Raw genomic sequence first — 15,932 nt, forward strand, 5'->3', positions numbered from 1 at the left:
AAACCATGCGGACGCTGATCGAACCCACCCCGCTCGATCACTGTCCTTAAGGGACGCGACGTTTTTTGCCAAGGATTGATATGACCAACCTCAATACCCAGACCTCATTCGTTCCGGGACGCCTGGAACAGATGTCCACGCGCATCGCCTTTTTCATTGCCGGTTTCGGCATCGCCGCATGGGCGCCGCTGGTGCCGTACGCCAAGGCTCGGGCCGGGCTGGATGAAGGCACCCTGGGTCTGTTGCTGTTGTGCCTGGGGGTCGGATCGATACTGGCGATGCCCATGGCCGGCCTTCTGGCTACACGTTTCGGTTGCCGCCGGGTACTGAGCGGCGGCACCTTGATGATTTGTGCAGCGCTGCCGTTGCTGGCGACGGTATCGTCGGTACCTGCACTGATCGCGGCCTTGTTCCTGTTCGGTGCGGGCCTGGGCACGGTGGATTCGACGGTTAACCTGCAAGCGGTCATCGTTGAGCGGGCCAGCGGCAAGACCATGATGTCCGGGTTCCATGGCTTGTTCAGCCTGGGCGGGATCGTCGGCGCGGCGGGCGTCAGCGCGCTGCTCGGTTTCGGGCTTTCGCCGCTGGGCGCAACGCTGGTGGTGATCGTCCTGCTGCTGGTCGCACTGCTCAAGGCCGCGCCGCACCTGTTGCCCTATGGCAGCGAAAGTTCAGGGCCGGCGTTTGCCGTCCCCCACGGCATCGTGCTGTTCATAGGCGGGATGTGCTTCATCGTATTCCTCGCCGAAGGCGCGGCCCTCGACTGGAGCGCGGTGTTCCTGGCGCAGGAACGCGGGATCGACACGGCCTATGCCGGATTGGGTTACGCAGCATTCGCGCTGACCATGACGGTGGGTCGCTTGACCGGTGATTCGATCGTGCGGCGTCTGGGCGCGACGCGGGTGATTGTCTTCGGTGGGGTGACGGCTGCGCTCGGTCTGTTTCTGGCGACATTCGCTCCGAGCTGGGAAGCGGCGCTGGTGGGCTACGCCTTGCTGGGCGCCGGCTGCTCGAACATCGTGCCGGTGCTGTACACCGCTGTGGGCAAGCAGACGGTCATGCCGGAAAGCATCGCCGTGCCGGCCATTACCACCCTGGGTTACGCGGGGATCCTTGCCGGACCTGCGGTGATCGGCTTCATCGCCCATGGCAGCAGCTTGAGTTTTGCCTTTGGCTTGATGGCGGTGTTGCTGCTGGCGGTGGCGATTGGCGGAAGGGTTTTGAAGGTCTAAGAGCTTCGCGAGCAGGCTCGCTCCCACCGTTTGATCGGAGCCGGACACAGATATTGTGTGCACCGACGATCACTTGTTGGAGCGAGCCTGCTCGCGAATGAAGGCACCTCGGTCGATCAGAACCCTACGCTTGCCTGCACAAAGAACGTGCGCGGTGTGCCGACGTACATGCCCGCGTTGTTGTCGCTGGAGCGGGTGAAGTACTGCTTGTCGAAGATGTTTTTCACCCCGGCGCCGACTTTCAGGTTCGACACCGACGGACCGAAGTCATAGCCACCCCGCACGTTCCAGGTGACATAACCCGGAATGTCGCCGTACTGACCATCCGCGGTGCCTTCGGTGATGTAGTTGTTGGTGAAGCTGCCATCGGCGTTCACCGCAACACCCGGTGAGCGCTGTTTGGACTGGGCAAAGGCATCGAGGTTGTAGGTCCAGCGGTCGATGTTGTAACGCAGGCCGGCGGTGGCCACCTGACGCGAGTAGAACGGCAGGTCGCGGCCCTTGAAGTCCGGAATCTCACCTTCATACACCGCACGGGTGTAGGTGTAGCCGGCGTTGGCGGTCAGGCCTTCGAGGCGTGGGTCCAGTGCCGCCATGTCGTAGTGCACCGACGCCTCGATGCCACGGTGCGTGGTCGCGCCGAGGTTGGTCCAGCCCGCATCGTTGCTGATGTACTGCAGTTCTTTGTCGAAGTCGATGTAGAACAGCGTTACTTCACCGCCCCATACACCATCGTTGTAGCGCGTTCCGATCTCGTAGGTTTTGGCCTTCTCCGGCTCCAGGCCGTTGGCCGTTTCGTCACCCGAACCGCCTTGGCCGAGCTGGAAATATTGCAGGGAGCCGAACGAGGTTTCGTAGTTGGCGAACAGCTTCCAGGCATCGGACATGTGATACATCACGCTCAGCGCCGGTAGCGGCTCGTTGCTCTCGATGCTGCGGCGCTTTTCCTGCACGGGCTTGCCAGCGGTATCGAGCACCGGGCGGTCATGCCATTCGGTCTGGATATGTTCGAAACGCACACCCGGGGTGATGGTCCAGTTGCCGACATCGATTTTGTTGTCGACATACACCGCGTGGGCTTCAGTGCCACCGGTACGGTCCTGATAGACGTGCCCATCGGAACCGGGACGTACCACCGGTTCGTTGGCGCTGTTGAGCCCCAGACGGCTGGCTTCCTCGTGCATGCCTTCCTTCAGGTAGCGATAACCGACACTGACTTCCTGAGTGGTCGGGCCGACGTCGAACACATGGGACACCCGCGGTTCGATGCCGTAGGTGTAGTAGGTGCGCGGGAACGAGCCGAGGGTCTTCTGGTCGCGGGCGGCGATGTTGCTGCCACGGAAGCTGTCGGAGTAGTAGGTCAGCACTTCGGCCTGGGTACGGTCGTTGATCTGCCGGATCCACTTGAACGACACATCTTTGCGGCGGCCGCTGAAGTTGTCGTTGTTACGGTCGGACTGGAACGGATCGGCGTCGTATTGCGCCTGGGTCAGGCCGCCGGGCATGTCGGCGCTGGCGTCGTAGTAGTGAAAATTGAGGCTGAAATCGTCGACGTCAGTGGGCGCCCAGTGGGTCTTGAGGATCACGTCGTCGATGTCGTTGCCGTTGTTGCGCTCACGGTAACCGTCGCCATTCACGCCAGAGTACAACAGCGCCACACCCATGCCGTTGTCGGCGGTGCCGCCCATGAATGCGGTATCGATGTGTTTCCAGCCACCGTGCTGGGAGGTTTCCAGGGTGGTGCCGATTTCAGCGGAGGCTTTTTCCGGAATCGCACGGGTCACGAAGTTGATCACGCCGCCCACGTTCTGTGGCCCGTAGCGCACGGAACCTGCACCGCGTACCACGTCGATGCTGTCGAGGTTGCCGGAGGAAATCGGCGCCATGGACAGTTGAGGCTGGCCGTAAGGCGCGAACGCTGCGGGCACGCCGTCGATCAGCACGGTGGAGCGTGGCGACAGGCGCGAGGTCAGGCCACGCACGCCGACGTTGAGGGAAATGTCACTGCCACCGGTGCCGTTGGCCTCCTGCACTTGCACACCCGGTACGCGCTTCAACACGTCGCCGACGTTCATCGCGCCCTGCTCGATCATGGCTTCACGGCGGATCACGGTACGCGCACCAGGGTGGTTCTGCACCACAGCGGCATCGGCATCGCCGAGCCAGTCGCCGACCACCCTGATGTCGGTCGCGCCCAGTTCCAGCGGGCCATTGGACGCCTGGCTCGGCGCCGGCATCAGGGTCACTGAGCCTTCATCGATCGAATATTGCAGGCCGCTGCCTTGCAGCAACTGGCGCAGCGCCTCTTCCGGCGAGAGATTGCCGTCCACCGCAGGTGCTTGCTTGCCGGCCACCAGGTCAGGGCTGAAGAAAACCTGCAACGAGGTTTGCTGACCCAGCTCAGTCAAGGCCTGTCCCAAGGGTTGCGCCTGGATATGGATGGCGTCGGCGGCGAATGCCTGGGGCATCGCACCGTTGACCGCCAGCGCGAGCGCCAGCGGCAACCAGGGGAAGGTTTTGTTTTTAGCGGTGGATTTATTCACGTCGAACGTATTCCTGTGGATCGCAAAAGTGTGCGCTTGTTAATGCAAACCAGTTGCAGTTGAACAGGAAGACGATGAATTCGAAAAAAACCTGAATGTTATTTTGAAATTATTTCCTGACTGCCGTCATCGAGGGTGCGCACGGCCACCGGAAGGATGCTCGGCAAGGCCTTGAGCAGCGCATCGGTGTTATCGGACTTGAACACGCTGGTCAGGCGCAGATTGCCCACCGTCGCGTTGCCGACCTTGAGTGGCTTTTCCCGATAACGCGAGACCTGTTCGGCGACATCGGCCAGGCTGGCGTTGTTGAACACCAGTTTGCCGTTGCGCCAGGCCGTCAGTTCGGAGGGGTTGACCGCATAGGCAGCCGCGACCTTGCCCTGGCCATCGACATGGGTGCCCAGGCCCGCAGTGAGGCTGATGAAATCGTTATCGCCCGCCGAACGACCTTGCACCTTGACCGTGCCCTGCTCCACCACCACCCGGGTATCGGTTGTGCCCCGGCGCACATCGAAGCGGGTGCCGGTGACCGTGACCTTGCCGTTTCCGGCTTCGACGACAAACGGCCGACGGGTGTCATGCTGGACGCTGAACATCGCTTCGCCTTCGGTCAGCTCGATGGCGCGCCGGTTTTTTTCATAACGCACCTGAATCCGGCTGCGGCTGTCGAGGTCGACCACCGAACCATCCGGCAACGCCACCTGGCGGCGTTCACCCAGGGCCGTGGAAAACTCCGCCGTATAGGGCGACGGTTGATTCAAGCCGCTGAACAGCCCCAACCCGAGCGCCACCGCCAGCACACTGGCGGCCACCGCATAGCGCACCATCGGCCGACGTTTGCCGCGGGTCGGCGCTTCTTCGCACAGCGCCCGCAGACGCGCCGCCGGCACCCGGTCGGCGGCCTTCCACAGGCCCTGGAGCAATTCGAATTCGTTTCGGTGTTGGGGGTGTTCGTCCAGCCATGTTTCGAAGCGACGATACACATCGACATCCACGGCAGGTTCCTGCAAACGCACAAACCACTGCGCCGCTTCATCGCGAACCATTGTTTGCCCACACGCACAATCACGAGTATCCATCATGGAAGTTCCTGTTTGGCTGGGGATGAGAAAGCGCGGCCACTCATGGGTAGAGTCCTTCAAGGCGGTCACGCAAATGCCGCAGCGTGCGGATCATATACTTTTCCACCATGTTCTTGGACAACCCCAGGCGTTCGGCGATTTCGGCCTGGGTCAGGCCTTCGATTTTCTGCCAGACAAACACCTTGCGGCAGTTGACCGGAAGCTCGGTGAGCGCCCGTTCGATGGAATCGGCCAATTGGATCGCATGCATGTAATGCTCCGGGTCGCCGGATGACGACACACTTTCATCGATCGCCTCTGACTCCATGGCGCCCCGCCGATCCTCACGCCGATAACCATCCACCGCGATATTGCGCGCGGTCTGATGCAGATACGCCCTGGGTTGCTGCACCGCCGCCGAATCGGACTCAAGCACGCGCACAAAAGTATCGTGGGCCAGGTCCTCGGCCTGCTGACGATTTCTCAGGCGACGGGTCCAGGTGCCAACCAACTCTTCGTAATGCTCGAAAAAGCCGTGTCTGCGGGGCAGCTTGGGGGTCATTGCGGCATGCTGTGTAAACGGAGCATGAATAATAATGCTTCCTATTAACTAGAAGCAATGACGGCTGACGCCACCGGTCGACCCGGGCAGCAAGGCGCTTTGTCCGCTTGCCAACGCTCCGCCAGTCGGGAAAGCTGATTGCGGCACAAATCCAAAGGATTCTGGCAGCAATTCCAATGCAGCCATTCACCACCTGTAGCAAAGTGCTGGCATGCCTGACACCGGATGTTTCCGAAGGAACCCAGATATGTTCACCTCCCTTGCATTGCGCAACAGAAAACCGCTGGCCCGACTCGCGCTGGCCATCACCCTGGGTACCCTCGGCCTGCCTTATTGGGCGGGCGATGCCCTGGCCCACGGCGGTCAAGCCGACATGGTGCCGCTGCAAGCGGGTCTCGAGGAGTTTGGCGCCTCGGTCAAATGGGACGACTACGCCAACCTCTTCACCATCGCCAAGGACGGGGTCTACCTCAAGGTCAAGCCGAACAGCAAAGTGGCGATGCTCAATGGCAAACGCATCGAGCTGACGGTGCCGGTGGTGTTCAAGGACAAGACGGCATTCATGTCCAAGGACTTCATCAACCAGGTGTTCCAGTCCGGCCTGGACACGACCTTTGTCGTGGAAACCCGCCCCAACCCGCTCAACCCGTTGAGCGCGGCCGAAATCACCGCGGCGGTGGGTATCGTCAAGAAGTCCGAGCATTACAAGCCCGGTTTCCGCTTCACCGAAGTCTCGATCAAGGCGCCGCCGAAAGACCAGGTGTGGAACTTCGTCTACACCGGGCAAAACGTCAGCCAGCCACGCCAGGCCGGTATCGTGGTGCTGGACGGCAAGCATGTGATCGAAGCGCTGGTGGATCTCGACAGCCAGGAGCTCAAGTCCTGGAAACCGATTGAAGGTGCCCACGGCATGGTCCTGCTGGACGACTTCGCCACCGTGCAAACCGCCGTCGAGACCAGCCCGGAATACGCGCAAGCCCTGGCCAAGCGCGGTATCAACGATGTGAAGAAGGTGGTAGCCACGCCCTTGACCGTCGGCTACTTCGACGGCAAGGACGGCCTGGCGCAGGACACGCGCCTGCTGAAAATCGTCAGCTACCTCAATGTCGATGACGGCAACTATTGGGCGCACCCGATCGAAGGCCTGGTGGCGATTGTCGATCTGGAACAGAAAAAGCTGATCAAGATCGAAGACGAAGCGCTGATTCCGGTGCCGATGAAACCGACACCCTATGACGGTCGCGGCCGCAAGGGCGTGGCGGTCAAACCGCTGGAAATCATCGAGCCCGAGGGCAAGAACTACACCATCACCGGCAACAGCATTCACTGGCAGAACTGGGACTTCCACGTTCGCCTCGATTCGCGGGTCGGTCCGATCCTGTCCACCGTCACCTACGACGACAAGGGCAAGAAACGCAAAATCATGTACGAAGGCTCGCTGGGCGGCATGATCGTGCCTTATGGCGATCCGGACGTGGGCTGGTACTTCAAGGCCTACCTGGATTCCGGCGACTACGGCATGGGCACCCTGACTTCGCCGATCGCCCGTGGCAAAGACGCCCCGGAAAACGCCGTGCTGCTGGACGCTACCATCGCCGACTACACCGGCGCGCCGACCTCGATCCCCCGCGCCATGGCGGTGTTCGAGCGCTATGCCGGCCCGGAATACAAACATCAGGAGATGGGCCAGCCCAACCTCAGCACCGAGCGCCGTGAACTGGTGGTGCGCTGGATCAGCACCGTCGGCAACTATGACTACATTTTCGACTGGGTCTTCCAGCAGAACGGCACCATCGGCATCGACGCCGGCGCCACCGGGATCGAAGCGGTCAAGGGCGTGAAATCCAGGACCATGCACGAAGACACCGCCAAGGAAGACACGCGCTACGGCACCCTGCTCGACCACAACATCGTCGGCACCACCCACCAGCACATCTATAACTTCCGCCTCGACATGGACGTGGACGGCGAAAGCAATTCGCTGGTGGAAGTGAACCCGGTGGTACTGCCCAACGACCGTGGCGGCCCGCGAACCAGCACCATGCAGACCGAAACCAAAGTGGTCAGCACCGAACAACAGGCCGCGCAGAAATTCGACCCGTCGACCGTGCGCCTGCTGACCAACTTCAGCAAGGAAAACAAGGTCGGCAACCCGGTTTCCTATCAGTTGATTCCCTACGCCGGCGGCACGCACCCGGTGGCCAAGGGCGCCAACTTCGGCAAGGACGAATGGCTCTACCACCGCCTGAATTTCATGGACAAGCAGCTGTGGGTGACGCAATACAACCCGCAAGAGATGTACCCGGAAGGCAAATACCCGAACCGCTCGGACAAGGACTCGGGCCTGGGGCAGTTCACCCAGGATAACCACTCCATCGAAAACACCGACGATGTGGTCTGGCTCACCACCGGCACCACCCACGTCGCCCGGGCCGAAGAGTGGCCGATCATGCCGACCGAGTGGGTGCATGTGCTGTTGAAACCGTGGAATTTCTTTGATGAAACGCCGACGTTGAACCTGAACGCCCCGAAATAACGGGGCAACACACATAACCCCTTGTGGGAGCGGGCTGTGGCGAGAGGATTTATCCCCTCGCCACAGCCCGCTCCCACAAGGGGTTATGTGTTCTTCAGTGAAATCTCAAGCGTGTTGTTTACGGTACTCCCCCGGCGCAATGCCGAAGCGCGACTTGAACGCGGTCGAGAAGTAGCTCGAATCGGAAAACCCCCACGAGTAACCCAGCACCGACAGCTTCTGCTCCTTGCCCGATTGGCGCAGGGACTCGGCGCACAGGTCCAGGCGACGGTTCTTGATGTAGCGCGCCACCACCAGGCCTTTCTTGGCAAACATCCGGTACAGGCCACGGGTCGACATGCCGACTTCCCGCGCCAGCCATTCCGGGCACAGCTCTTCGGAGCGGATGTGCTGGTCGATGAAGCTCAGGGTCTTGCGGAAGGTGCGCTCGTGCAGGTCCGTGCAATCGTCGGTCTGGCTGATCGCCGGACGCAGCAGGCTGACAATCGCTTCCAGGGTCGCTTCGCTTTCCTGGCGGCTCAGGTCCGGCTGGCGCGTGGCGTCGAGGATCAGACGGTGCGAGAGCATGGCGATGGGCGATGTCCCGGCGATCCGGTGCCCGCACTTGACCTGGTTGAAGCGCAGGGTCTGCTCCACCAGTTGATAGGGCAAGATCAGCGACAATTGCCGGGAGTTTTCGCTGTAGGTGAAATCACTGGGCCGCGCGGCATCGATCAGGGTGATGTCACCGGCCGACAACAGCACCTTGTCGTCGCCCTGGGCCATGCCCGCCGTGCCCTCGAGCTGGAACACCGCGAAGTATTTGCCGCCCTCGTTCGCCGCGACTTGCTGAGGCGTGCGGTACAACCGCGCCTGGCAGGCATCGACGAAGCTGAGCTTGAGCGCATCGCTGCGGTATTCGCGGATTTTTCCGGAAAATCCGGCACCCAAGGGTTTGGCGTTGAAGGCGCCACAGATCTGGTTGATCTGATGGATCCACTGATCGAACCCATCCTGGCGCTGTGCGTTTGTAGAAATCATGGCAGGCCTCACGCAGGCTTATTTTTATTGTCTACGTCAATCCAAATGCTCTCCTGAACAGTGACTCTCCCTTAACGACGACGGGTTACTTCAACCCGCCAAAACGTCGATAAAAACTTTCGCCCACGTCCGGCAACGGGCCGTCGGCGGTTTCCAGTGCACTGTTCAGCCATTCCTCGGCCTTGGCGTAGATCAACCGGTAAATATTGCGGCACAACTGGCGGGCGGCTCGACCTTCCCAATCGCCGGGTAACAATTCATCCGGCAGTTGCGGGTCGCGCAACAACAGTTTGCGGTATTCGTGAATCAGCAGGATCCGTGCCAGGAAGCAATCGGACGGCTGCAGATTTTCCTGCTCGCGAAGCGCTTGCCAGAGTGGTCGGAACAGTTGGATGAACTCGCTGTAATGGGCCGCCAGTTCCTCGATGTTCCAGCTCTCGCGCACTTGCAGGCGCAGGGCCTTGGAGGCCAGCACGTCCTGGGCGGTGGTTTCGAAAACGATGGTTTCTTCAAGGGCGCCGAGGTCGAGCAGGGTCGCGTTGACATCGGTGCGGTCGCTGCGCGGGCAAGCCAGCACCGCCGGCGAAATCGCACCAAAACCTTGCCATTCCAGCTCTTCGCGCACTTGCTTGCGCTTGTCCTGGGTCAACTGCGAGAGCATCACCAGGCACCACGAACCATCCCAGGCCGGCATGCTGGTGCTGTAGACCCGTTTGAACGCCTTGTCGAAACGCCGGCGACCGGTGCCGGTCAGGCTGTAGTAACTGCGTCGGCCGACTTTCTCGGCGGTCAGCCAGCCTTCCTTGGTCAGGCGAAAAATCGAAGTGCGGATCAGCCGCTCGTTGATGCCGATCGGTTCGAGCAGTTGAATCAGACTGCCGAGCCAGACCGTCCCGCCATGGGGCTCGATGGCATCACCGTACAGCGTGATGATCAGGGAGCTGGCGCGAATCGGCGTCTGCTCCTGGAAACGGGTGATCAGATGGTTCAGGGGTGTCAGGGACGACATGGGCGTACCGGGCTGAAAAAAGAAAAGGAATATACCGAAAGCCAACTGATTAAGTGCAGTCCCCTTGTGGGAGCGAGCCTGCTCGCGAAGCGGTGTGTCAGTCACCATCAATGTTGAATGTCAGACCGTATTCGCGAGCAGGCTCGCTCCCACAGGGGTATTAGTGTTCATAAGGTGCTGCCTTTAGGCCGCAACCCACGGTCACTCATACGCGGCCGATCCGCTTCCGGCTCGGCCAACGGTTCACAAACCTGCATCTGCGTGAGGCATCGCTGGGTCAGTTCCTGATACTCACGAGTACCCGCCTGCTTCCACGCCACTTCCTGATCACTGAGGGTGCGCTTGACGCTGGCCGGTGCGCCCATGACCAGCGACTGCTCCGGGCATTCGAAGCCGGCCTTGACGAACGCCGCTGCCGACACAATGGACCGCGGGCCGATGCGTGCGTTGTCCATCACCACCGCATTCATGCCCACCAGCGCATCGGCGCCGATCCGGCAACCGTGCAGCACCGCGCCATGACCGATGTGGCCGTTGCGTTCGACCACGGTGTCACTGTCCGGGAAGCCGTGCATCACGCAGGTGTCCTGCAAGTTGGCGCCCTCTTGCAGCACGATCCGCCCGAAGTCACCGCGCAGGCTCGCCAGCGGCCCGACGTAGCAATGCGGGCCGATGATCACGTCACCAATCAATACCGCTGACGGGTGCACATAAGCACTGGGGTCGACCACCGGGGTCAGGCCATCGAGGCTGTAGCAGGTCATTGGCAGGTTCCTTCACAAAGCGATGCCGATATGAACTCATTTTGTATCACATCGCTTTTATCAGCACAAAGATTAAAAAGCGTATCACTTGATAGGCCGATTCAGATGGGGTGTTTTTCAAGCACCGAGCCCCTCATAAACACCAGTAAAATCAATGCTCACAGCATGAACACCCACTTCAAACAGCCTACCTATAAAAATCCAGAATCCGACAATAGGACACATTAAAACGTTTTTTATGTTGATTTTACGTATCACGTTATAGGTATACTCCGGCAAAACCGGCCCCCGCCGCCGATCCAATAACAAGCCGGCATCACCGCCGAGCGTGCACCGTGAGGGCATCCGCCATGCCTCTAACCCTTGCCGTCGAGATGATCGAGTCTGGCGTGCGCCTGATTACCCTGCAGCGCCCGCAGGCGTTGAATGCCCTGAACACCCAGTTGCTGGGCGAACTGGCCGACGAACTCAGCGCTGCTCAAACCGACCCCGACACCCGCGCCGTGGTCATCACCGGCAGTCGCAAGGCGTTTGCCGCCGGTGCCGACATCAAGGAAATGGCCGAGCGCGATCTGGTCGGCATCCTCGACGACCCGCGCCAGGCTTCGTGGCAAGCCATCACCCGCTTCAGCAAACCGCTGATCGCCGCCGTCAACGGCTTCGCCCTGGGCGGCGGCTGCGAACTGGCGATGCACGCCGACATCATCATTGCCGGCGAAGACGCCCGCTTCGGCCAGCCGGAAATCAACCTCGGGATCATGCCCGGCGCCGGTGGCACCCAACGCCTGTTGCGTGCCGTCGGCAAATCCATGGCCATGCAAATGGTGCTGACCGGCGAGCCGATCGACGCCCGTCAGGCGCAACGCGCCGGCCTGGTCAGCGAAGTCACGCAACCGGAATTCACCGTCGAACGCGCCCTGCAGGTCGCCCGCACCATCGCCGCCAAGGCACCACTGGCAGTGCGCCTGGCCAAGGAAGCGTTGCTCAAGGCCATGGACACCGACCTGGCCAGCGGCCTGCGTTTCGAGCGCCACGCCTTCACCGTGCTGGCCGGCACCCGCGACCGCGACGAAGGCATTGCCGCCTTCCAGGAAAAACGCATGCCGACTTTCACCGGCCAGTAATCCGGTTAACCCGCCTAACGAATTCCAAGAGAGTGCCAAGACCATGAACTTCGAACACATCCTGTTTTCCATCGAGGCTGGCGTCGCCCTGCTCAGCCTCAATCGCCCGGACCAACTCAACAGCTTCAACACCCAGATGCATGGCGAAGTGAAGGAAGCGCTCAAGCAAGTGCGGCAGAACCCGGACGTGCGCGTGTTGCTGCTGACCGGTGAAGGCCGTGGTTTCTGCGCCGGGCAAGACCTCAGCGACCGCAATGTGGCGCCGGGCAGCGCCGTACCGGACCTGGGCGAATCCATCGAGAAGTTCTACAACCCGCTGATCCGCCAATTGCGTGACCTGCCGATGCCCGTCATCTGCGCGGTCAACGGCGTGGCGGCGGGTGCTGGCGCAAACATTCCATTGGCGTGCGATCTGGTACTGGCGGCGCGTTCGGCCAGTTTCATCCAGGCGTTCTGCAAGATCGGCCTGATCCCCGACTCTGGCGGCACCTGGACCCTGCCCCGCCTGGTCGGCATGGCCCGCGCCAAAGCCCTGGCCTTGCTCGGCAATCGCCTGAGCGCCGAACAAGCCGAGCAATGGGGCCTGATTTACCGCTGCGTGGAAGACGCCGAACTGCGCGACGAAGCGCTCAAACTCGCGCAACACCTGGCCACCCAGCCGACCTATGGCCTGGCCCTGATCAAGCGCAGCCTCAACGCCAGCATGAGCAACAGCTTCGACGAACAACTCGAACTCGAACGCGACCTGCAACGCCTGGCCGGGCGCAGCGAGGATTACCGCGAAGGCGTCAGCGCCTTCATGGAAAAACGCACCCCCAGTTTCAAGGGACGCTGAGTCATGACGGCACTCAATACCAACGCACGCATTGCCGTGATCGGCGCCGGTGCCATGGGCGCGGGCATTGCCCAGGTCGCAGCGCAGGCCGGGCATCCAGTACTGCTGCTGGACAATCGTCCCGGCGCGGCGGCCCAGGCCATCGAAGGCATTGACCGGCAACTGGGCAAGCGGGTCGAGAACGGCAAGCTGTCCGCCGAGTCGCGCAGCGCAACCATTGCCCGCCTGCAAGCGGTGGAAGCCATCGAAGCCCTGGCCGATTGCGATTTGATCATCGAAGCCATCGTCGAGAACCTCGAAGTCAAACGCGCGCTCTTCCGTCAGCTGGAAGGCATTTGCGGCGCGCAGTGCATCCTGGCCAGCAACACCTCGTCGCTGTCGATCACCGGCATTGCCGCACAGCTTAAACATCCGCAGCGCCTGCTGGGTCTGCACTTTTTCAACCCGGCGCCAGTCATGGCGCTGGTGGAAATCGTCTCCGGCCTGGCCAGCGATCCGGTATTGGCCGAGTGTCTGTACGACACCGCCAGGGCCTGGGGTAAAAAACCGGTACACACCCGCTCCACCCCGGGCTTTATCGTTAACCGCGTGGCCCGACCGTTCTACGCCGAAAGCCTGCGTCTATTGCAAGAACGCGCCACCGATTGCCCGACCCTGGATGCGCTGATGCGCGATGCCGGCGGTTTTGCCATGGGCGCTTTCGAGCTGACCGACCTGATCGGCCATGACGTCAACTATGCGGTGACCTGCTCGGTGTTCGACGCCTACTACCAGGACACCCGTTTCCAGCCTTCGCTGATCCAGAAGGAACTGGTGGACGGCGGGCGTCTGGGGCGCAAAAGCGGTCAAGGTTTCTACAGCTACGCACCCAGTGCCGAACGCCCGCAGGCTGCTGAAACCAGCAGCGGCGCCAGCGTTGAAGTTTGCGTTGCCGAAGGAAATTTGGGCATTGCCAACGGTTTGCTGGGGCGTCTGCGTGAGCAAGGCGTGAACGTCATCCAGCGCGATGGCCGCGGCTTGCTGCGGGTCGGTGACGCTGTGCTGGCCCTGAGCGACGGACGCATGGCCTGTCAGCGCGCTCGGGAAGACGGGCTGCACAACCTGATCCTGCTGGATCTGGCCCACGACTACGCCAAGGCCCGGCGCATCGCGATCAGCTATGCAGCCGGCATTGATCCGTTGGCTCTCGAACAAGGTATCGCCCTGCTGCAACGGGCCGGGCTCAAGGTCAGCCCGCTCAGCGACAGCCCGGCGCTCGCGGTATTACGCACCGTGGCAATGCTCGCCAACGAAGCGGCGGACGCCCTGTTGCAAGGCGTGGCCTCGGCCGCCGACATCGATCTGGCGATGCGCGCCGGGGTCAACTATCCCCAAGGTCCGCTGGCCTGGGCCGATGCCGTTGGCCTGCCACAGATCCTCACCACGCTGGACAACCTGCAAGCCGCATACGGCGAAGAACGCTACCGACCATCGCTGTTGTTGCGCCGCCGTGTGGCCGAAGGGAGAAACTTCCATGACTAATCACCAAGCGATGAACCTGGCCAGCGACTGCGCGCAAGCGTTGTTCCAGCGCGACACCGCCAGCCAGGCCATGGGCATGCGCCTGCTGTCCGCCGGCCCGGGCGTTGCCCGCGTGGGCATGACCGTGCGGGCCGACATGCTGCAAGGCCACGGCACCTGCCACGGCGGTTACCTGTTCGCCCTCGCCGACTCGGCGTTTGCCTTTGCCTGCAACAGCTACAACGAAGCCACCGTGGCCATCGGCTGCAGCATCGACTACATCGCCCCGGCGCGCCTGGGTGACACGCTCAATGCCGACTGCATCGAGCAAAGCCGTTCCGGCCGCACCGGCAACTACGACGTACGCATTGAAAACCAGCAGGGCCAGTTGATCGCCCTGTTCCATGGCAAATCCTACAAAGTGCGCGGCCCGGTGCTGACGCAGGAGAACCCGAATGAATGATGCCCTGATCATCGACGCGGTACGCACCCCCATCGGCCGCTACGCCGGAGTGTTGAGCAGCGTGCGCGCCGACGACCTCGGCGCGGTGCCGCTGCGCGAATTGCTGCGCCGCCACCCGAACGTGGACTGGAGCCAGGTCGACGATGTGATCTACGGCTGCGCCAACCAGGCCGGCGAAGACAACCGCAACGTCGCGCGCATGTCGGCGCTGCTGGCCGGGTTGCCGGTCAGCGTGCCGGGCACCACCCTCAATCGTCTGTGCGGTTCCGGGCTGGACGCGGTGGGCACTGCGGCCCGGGCGATTCGCAGTGGCGAGGCAGGGTTGATGCTGGTGGGCGGGGTCGAATCGATGTCCCGCGCACCGCTGGTGATGGGCAAGGCCGAGCAGGCGTTTTCCCGTCAGGCTGAAATCTTCGATACCACCATCGGCTGGCGCTTCGTCAATCCGCTGATGAAAAAGGCCTTCGGTATCGACTCCATGCCGGAAACCGCAGAAAACGTCGCCGAACAGTTCAACATCTCCCGGGCCGATCAGGATGCCTTCGCCCTGCGCAGCCAGCAACGCGCCGCGGCCGCCCAGGCCAACGGACGCCTGGCCAAGGAAATCGTTGCGGTGGAAATCCCCCAGCGCAAAGGCCCGGCCAAAGTCGTCGAACACGATGAACACCCACGCGGCGACACCACCCTTGAGCAGCTTGCCAGACTCGGTACGCCGTTCCGCGAAGGCGGTAGCGTCACCGCCGGCAACGCCTCGGGCGTCAACGACGGTGCCTGCGCCCTGCTGCTGGCCAGCCCCGAAGCCGCCAAACGTCACGGCCTGACCGCCCGTGGCCGCGTGGTGGCGATGGCCACTGCCGGTGTCGAGCCGCGCATCATGGGCATCGGCCCGGTACCGGCGACCCGCAAGGTGCTGGAGCTGGCCAACCTGAGCCTGGCCGACATGGACGTGATCGAACTCAACGAAGCCTTCGCCGCACAAGGCCTGGCCGTGTTGCGCGAACTGGGTTTGAACGACACCGATCCACGGGTCAACCCCAACGGCGGCGCCATCGCCCTCGGCCATCCGCTGGGCATGAGCGGCGCGCGACTGGTGACCACGGCCCTGCATGAACTGGAAGAACGCAACGGTCGCTACGCCCTGTGCACCATGTGCATCGGCGTCGGCCAGGGGATCGCGCTGATCATCGAGCGTCTATCCCACTAAAGAACCGCGATTCCCGAGGAACCGAGAGGTATCCTTGGGTCATGCACTCAAAGCCCTTGTGCGAAAGGGCTGGAACACA

At 62.0% G+C, this 15,932-nt stretch carries 13 protein-coding genes; 7 read left to right on the plus strand and 6 right to left on the minus strand.

All coding sequences use genetic code 11. From position 1 onward, the window contains the following. Positions 1-80: 80 nt before the first annotated feature. Positions 81-1,232 (plus strand): MFS transporter, encoded by a 1,152-nt coding sequence (locus AC07ZE_RS19900; RefSeq protein ID WP_207266318.1) that lies wholly within the window; start codon positions 81-83, stop codon positions 1,230-1,232. Positions 1,233-1,348: 116 nt separating this feature from the next. Here the strand turns inward: AC07ZE_RS19900 and AC07ZE_RS19905 are convergent, their stop codons facing one another. The 3 genes from AC07ZE_RS19905 to AC07ZE_RS19915 all read right to left on the minus strand — a co-directional run bounded on the left by AC07ZE_RS19905 (position 1,349) and on the right by AC07ZE_RS19915 (position 5,398). Continuing rightward, entirely contained in the window at positions 1,349-3,775 is a 2,427-nt protein-coding gene (locus AC07ZE_RS19905) for a TonB-dependent siderophore receptor (RefSeq protein WP_207266319.1), read from the minus strand. Between the two features lie 98 nt (positions 3,776-3,873). Then, entirely contained in the window at positions 3,874-4,857 is a 984-nt protein-coding gene (locus AC07ZE_RS19910; RefSeq protein ID WP_207266320.1) for a FecR family protein, read from the minus strand. 40 nt (positions 4,858-4,897) lie between these two features. Continuing rightward, positions 4,898-5,398: a sigma-70 family RNA polymerase sigma factor gene (locus tag AC07ZE_RS19915; RefSeq protein ID WP_095192851.1), complete on the minus strand. Its 501-nt coding sequence runs from the start codon at positions 5,396-5,398 to the stop codon at positions 4,898-4,900. 247 nt (positions 5,399-5,645) lie between these two features. Between AC07ZE_RS19915 and tynA the strand changes: the two genes are divergently transcribed. Beyond that, on the plus strand, positions 5,646-7,934 hold the full coding sequence (tynA, locus tag AC07ZE_RS19920; protein WP_207266321.1) for a primary-amine oxidase: 2,289 nt from the start codon (positions 5,646-5,648) through the stop codon (positions 7,932-7,934). 105 nt (positions 7,935-8,039) lie between these two features. On the opposite strand, the gene feaR is transcribed toward tynA, so the two are convergent. The 3 genes from feaR to paaY all read right to left on the minus strand — a co-directional run bounded on the left by feaR (position 8,040) and on the right by paaY (position 10,727). After that, entirely contained in the window at positions 8,040-8,954 is a 915-nt protein-coding gene (gene feaR, locus AC07ZE_RS19925; RefSeq protein ID WP_207266322.1) for a transcriptional regulator FeaR, read from the minus strand. An 85-nt stretch (positions 8,955-9,039) separates the two neighbouring features. Beyond that, positions 9,040-9,963 carry a phenylacetic acid degradation operon negative regulatory protein PaaX gene (gene paaX / locus AC07ZE_RS19930; RefSeq protein ID WP_207266323.1) on the minus strand — a complete coding sequence of 308 codons (924 nt, stop codon included), beginning with the start codon at positions 9,961-9,963 and terminating at the stop codon, positions 9,040-9,042. A gap of 167 nt (positions 9,964-10,130) precedes the next feature. Beyond that, positions 10,131-10,727, minus strand: coding sequence for a phenylacetic acid degradation protein PaaY (gene paaY / locus AC07ZE_RS19935; RefSeq protein ID WP_207266324.1), 597 nt, complete (start codon positions 10,725-10,727; stop codon positions 10,131-10,133). A 350-nt stretch (positions 10,728-11,077) separates the two neighbouring features. Between paaY and paaF the strand changes: the two genes are divergently transcribed. Genes paaF through pcaF form a run of 5 tightly spaced genes read left to right on the plus strand, consistent with a single transcriptional unit; the run spans position 11,078 to position 15,853 of the window. Beyond that, the gene (gene paaF, locus AC07ZE_RS19940; RefSeq protein ID WP_207266325.1) at positions 11,078-11,851 is read left to right on the plus strand and encodes a 2,3-dehydroadipyl-CoA hydratase PaaF; all 774 of its coding nucleotides are present in this window, start codon (positions 11,078-11,080) and stop codon (positions 11,849-11,851) included. A 43-nt stretch (positions 11,852-11,894) separates the two neighbouring features. After that, complete coding sequence (paaG, locus tag AC07ZE_RS19945) at positions 11,895-12,686, plus strand: 2-(1,2-epoxy-1,2-dihydrophenyl)acetyl-CoA isomerase PaaG (RefSeq protein ID WP_207266326.1); 792 nt, start codon at positions 11,895-11,897, stop codon at positions 12,684-12,686. Positions 12,687-12,689: 3 nt separating this feature from the next. Further along, positions 12,690-14,207 carry a 3-hydroxyacyl-CoA dehydrogenase PaaH gene (gene paaH / locus AC07ZE_RS19950; protein ID WP_207266327.1) on the plus strand — a complete coding sequence of 506 codons (1,518 nt, stop codon included), beginning with the start codon at positions 12,690-12,692 and terminating at the stop codon, positions 14,205-14,207. After that, positions 14,200-14,649, plus strand: coding sequence for a hydroxyphenylacetyl-CoA thioesterase PaaI (gene paaI, locus AC07ZE_RS19955; protein WP_207266328.1), 450 nt, complete (start codon positions 14,200-14,202; stop codon positions 14,647-14,649). Before paaH ends, paaI begins: the two co-directional genes overlap by 8 nt. Continuing rightward, positions 14,642-15,853, plus strand: coding sequence for a 3-oxoadipyl-CoA thiolase (pcaF, locus tag AC07ZE_RS19960; protein WP_207266329.1), 1,212 nt, complete (start codon positions 14,642-14,644; stop codon positions 15,851-15,853). Before paaI ends, pcaF begins: the two co-directional genes overlap by 8 nt. Positions 15,854-15,932 lie beyond the last annotated feature (79 nt).

This window comes from Pseudomonas sp. GW101-3H06 (genome assembly GCF_059424605.1).

Bases quoted from the DNA above. Each gene is read 5' to 3' on its own strand.
- AC07ZE_RS19900 (WP_207266318.1), top strand. From the start codon at position 81: ATGACCAACCTCAATACCCAGACCTCATTCGTTCCGGGACGCCTGGAA.
- AC07ZE_RS19910 (WP_207266320.1), bottom strand. From the start codon at position 4,857: ATGATGGATACTCGTGATTGTGCGTGTGGGCAAACAATGGTTCGCGAT.
- AC07ZE_RS19915 (WP_095192851.1), bottom strand. From the start codon at position 5,398: ATGACCCCCAAGCTGCCCCGCAGACACGGCTTTTTCGAGCATTACGAA.
- tynA (WP_207266321.1), top strand. From the start codon at position 5,646: ATGTTCACCTCCCTTGCATTGCGCAACAGAAAACCGCTGGCCCGACTC.
- feaR (WP_207266322.1), bottom strand. From the start codon at position 8,954: ATGATTTCTACAAACGCACAGCGCCAGGATGGGTTCGATCAGTGGATC.
- paaX (WP_207266323.1), bottom strand. From the start codon at position 9,963: ATGTCGTCCCTGACACCCCTGAACCATCTGATCACCCGTTTCCAGGAG.
- paaY (WP_207266324.1), bottom strand. From the start codon at position 10,727: ATGACCTGCTACAGCCTCGATGGCCTGACCCCGGTGGTCGACCCCAGT.
- paaF (WP_207266325.1), top strand. From the start codon at position 11,078: ATGCCTCTAACCCTTGCCGTCGAGATGATCGAGTCTGGCGTGCGCCTG.
- paaG (WP_207266326.1), top strand. From the start codon at position 11,895: ATGAACTTCGAACACATCCTGTTTTCCATCGAGGCTGGCGTCGCCCTG.
- paaH (WP_207266327.1), top strand. From the start codon at position 12,690: ATGACGGCACTCAATACCAACGCACGCATTGCCGTGATCGGCGCCGGT.
- paaI (WP_207266328.1), top strand. From the start codon at position 14,200: ATGACTAATCACCAAGCGATGAACCTGGCCAGCGACTGCGCGCAAGCG.
- pcaF (WP_207266329.1), top strand. From the start codon at position 14,642: ATGAATGATGCCCTGATCATCGACGCGGTACGCACCCCCATCGGCCGC.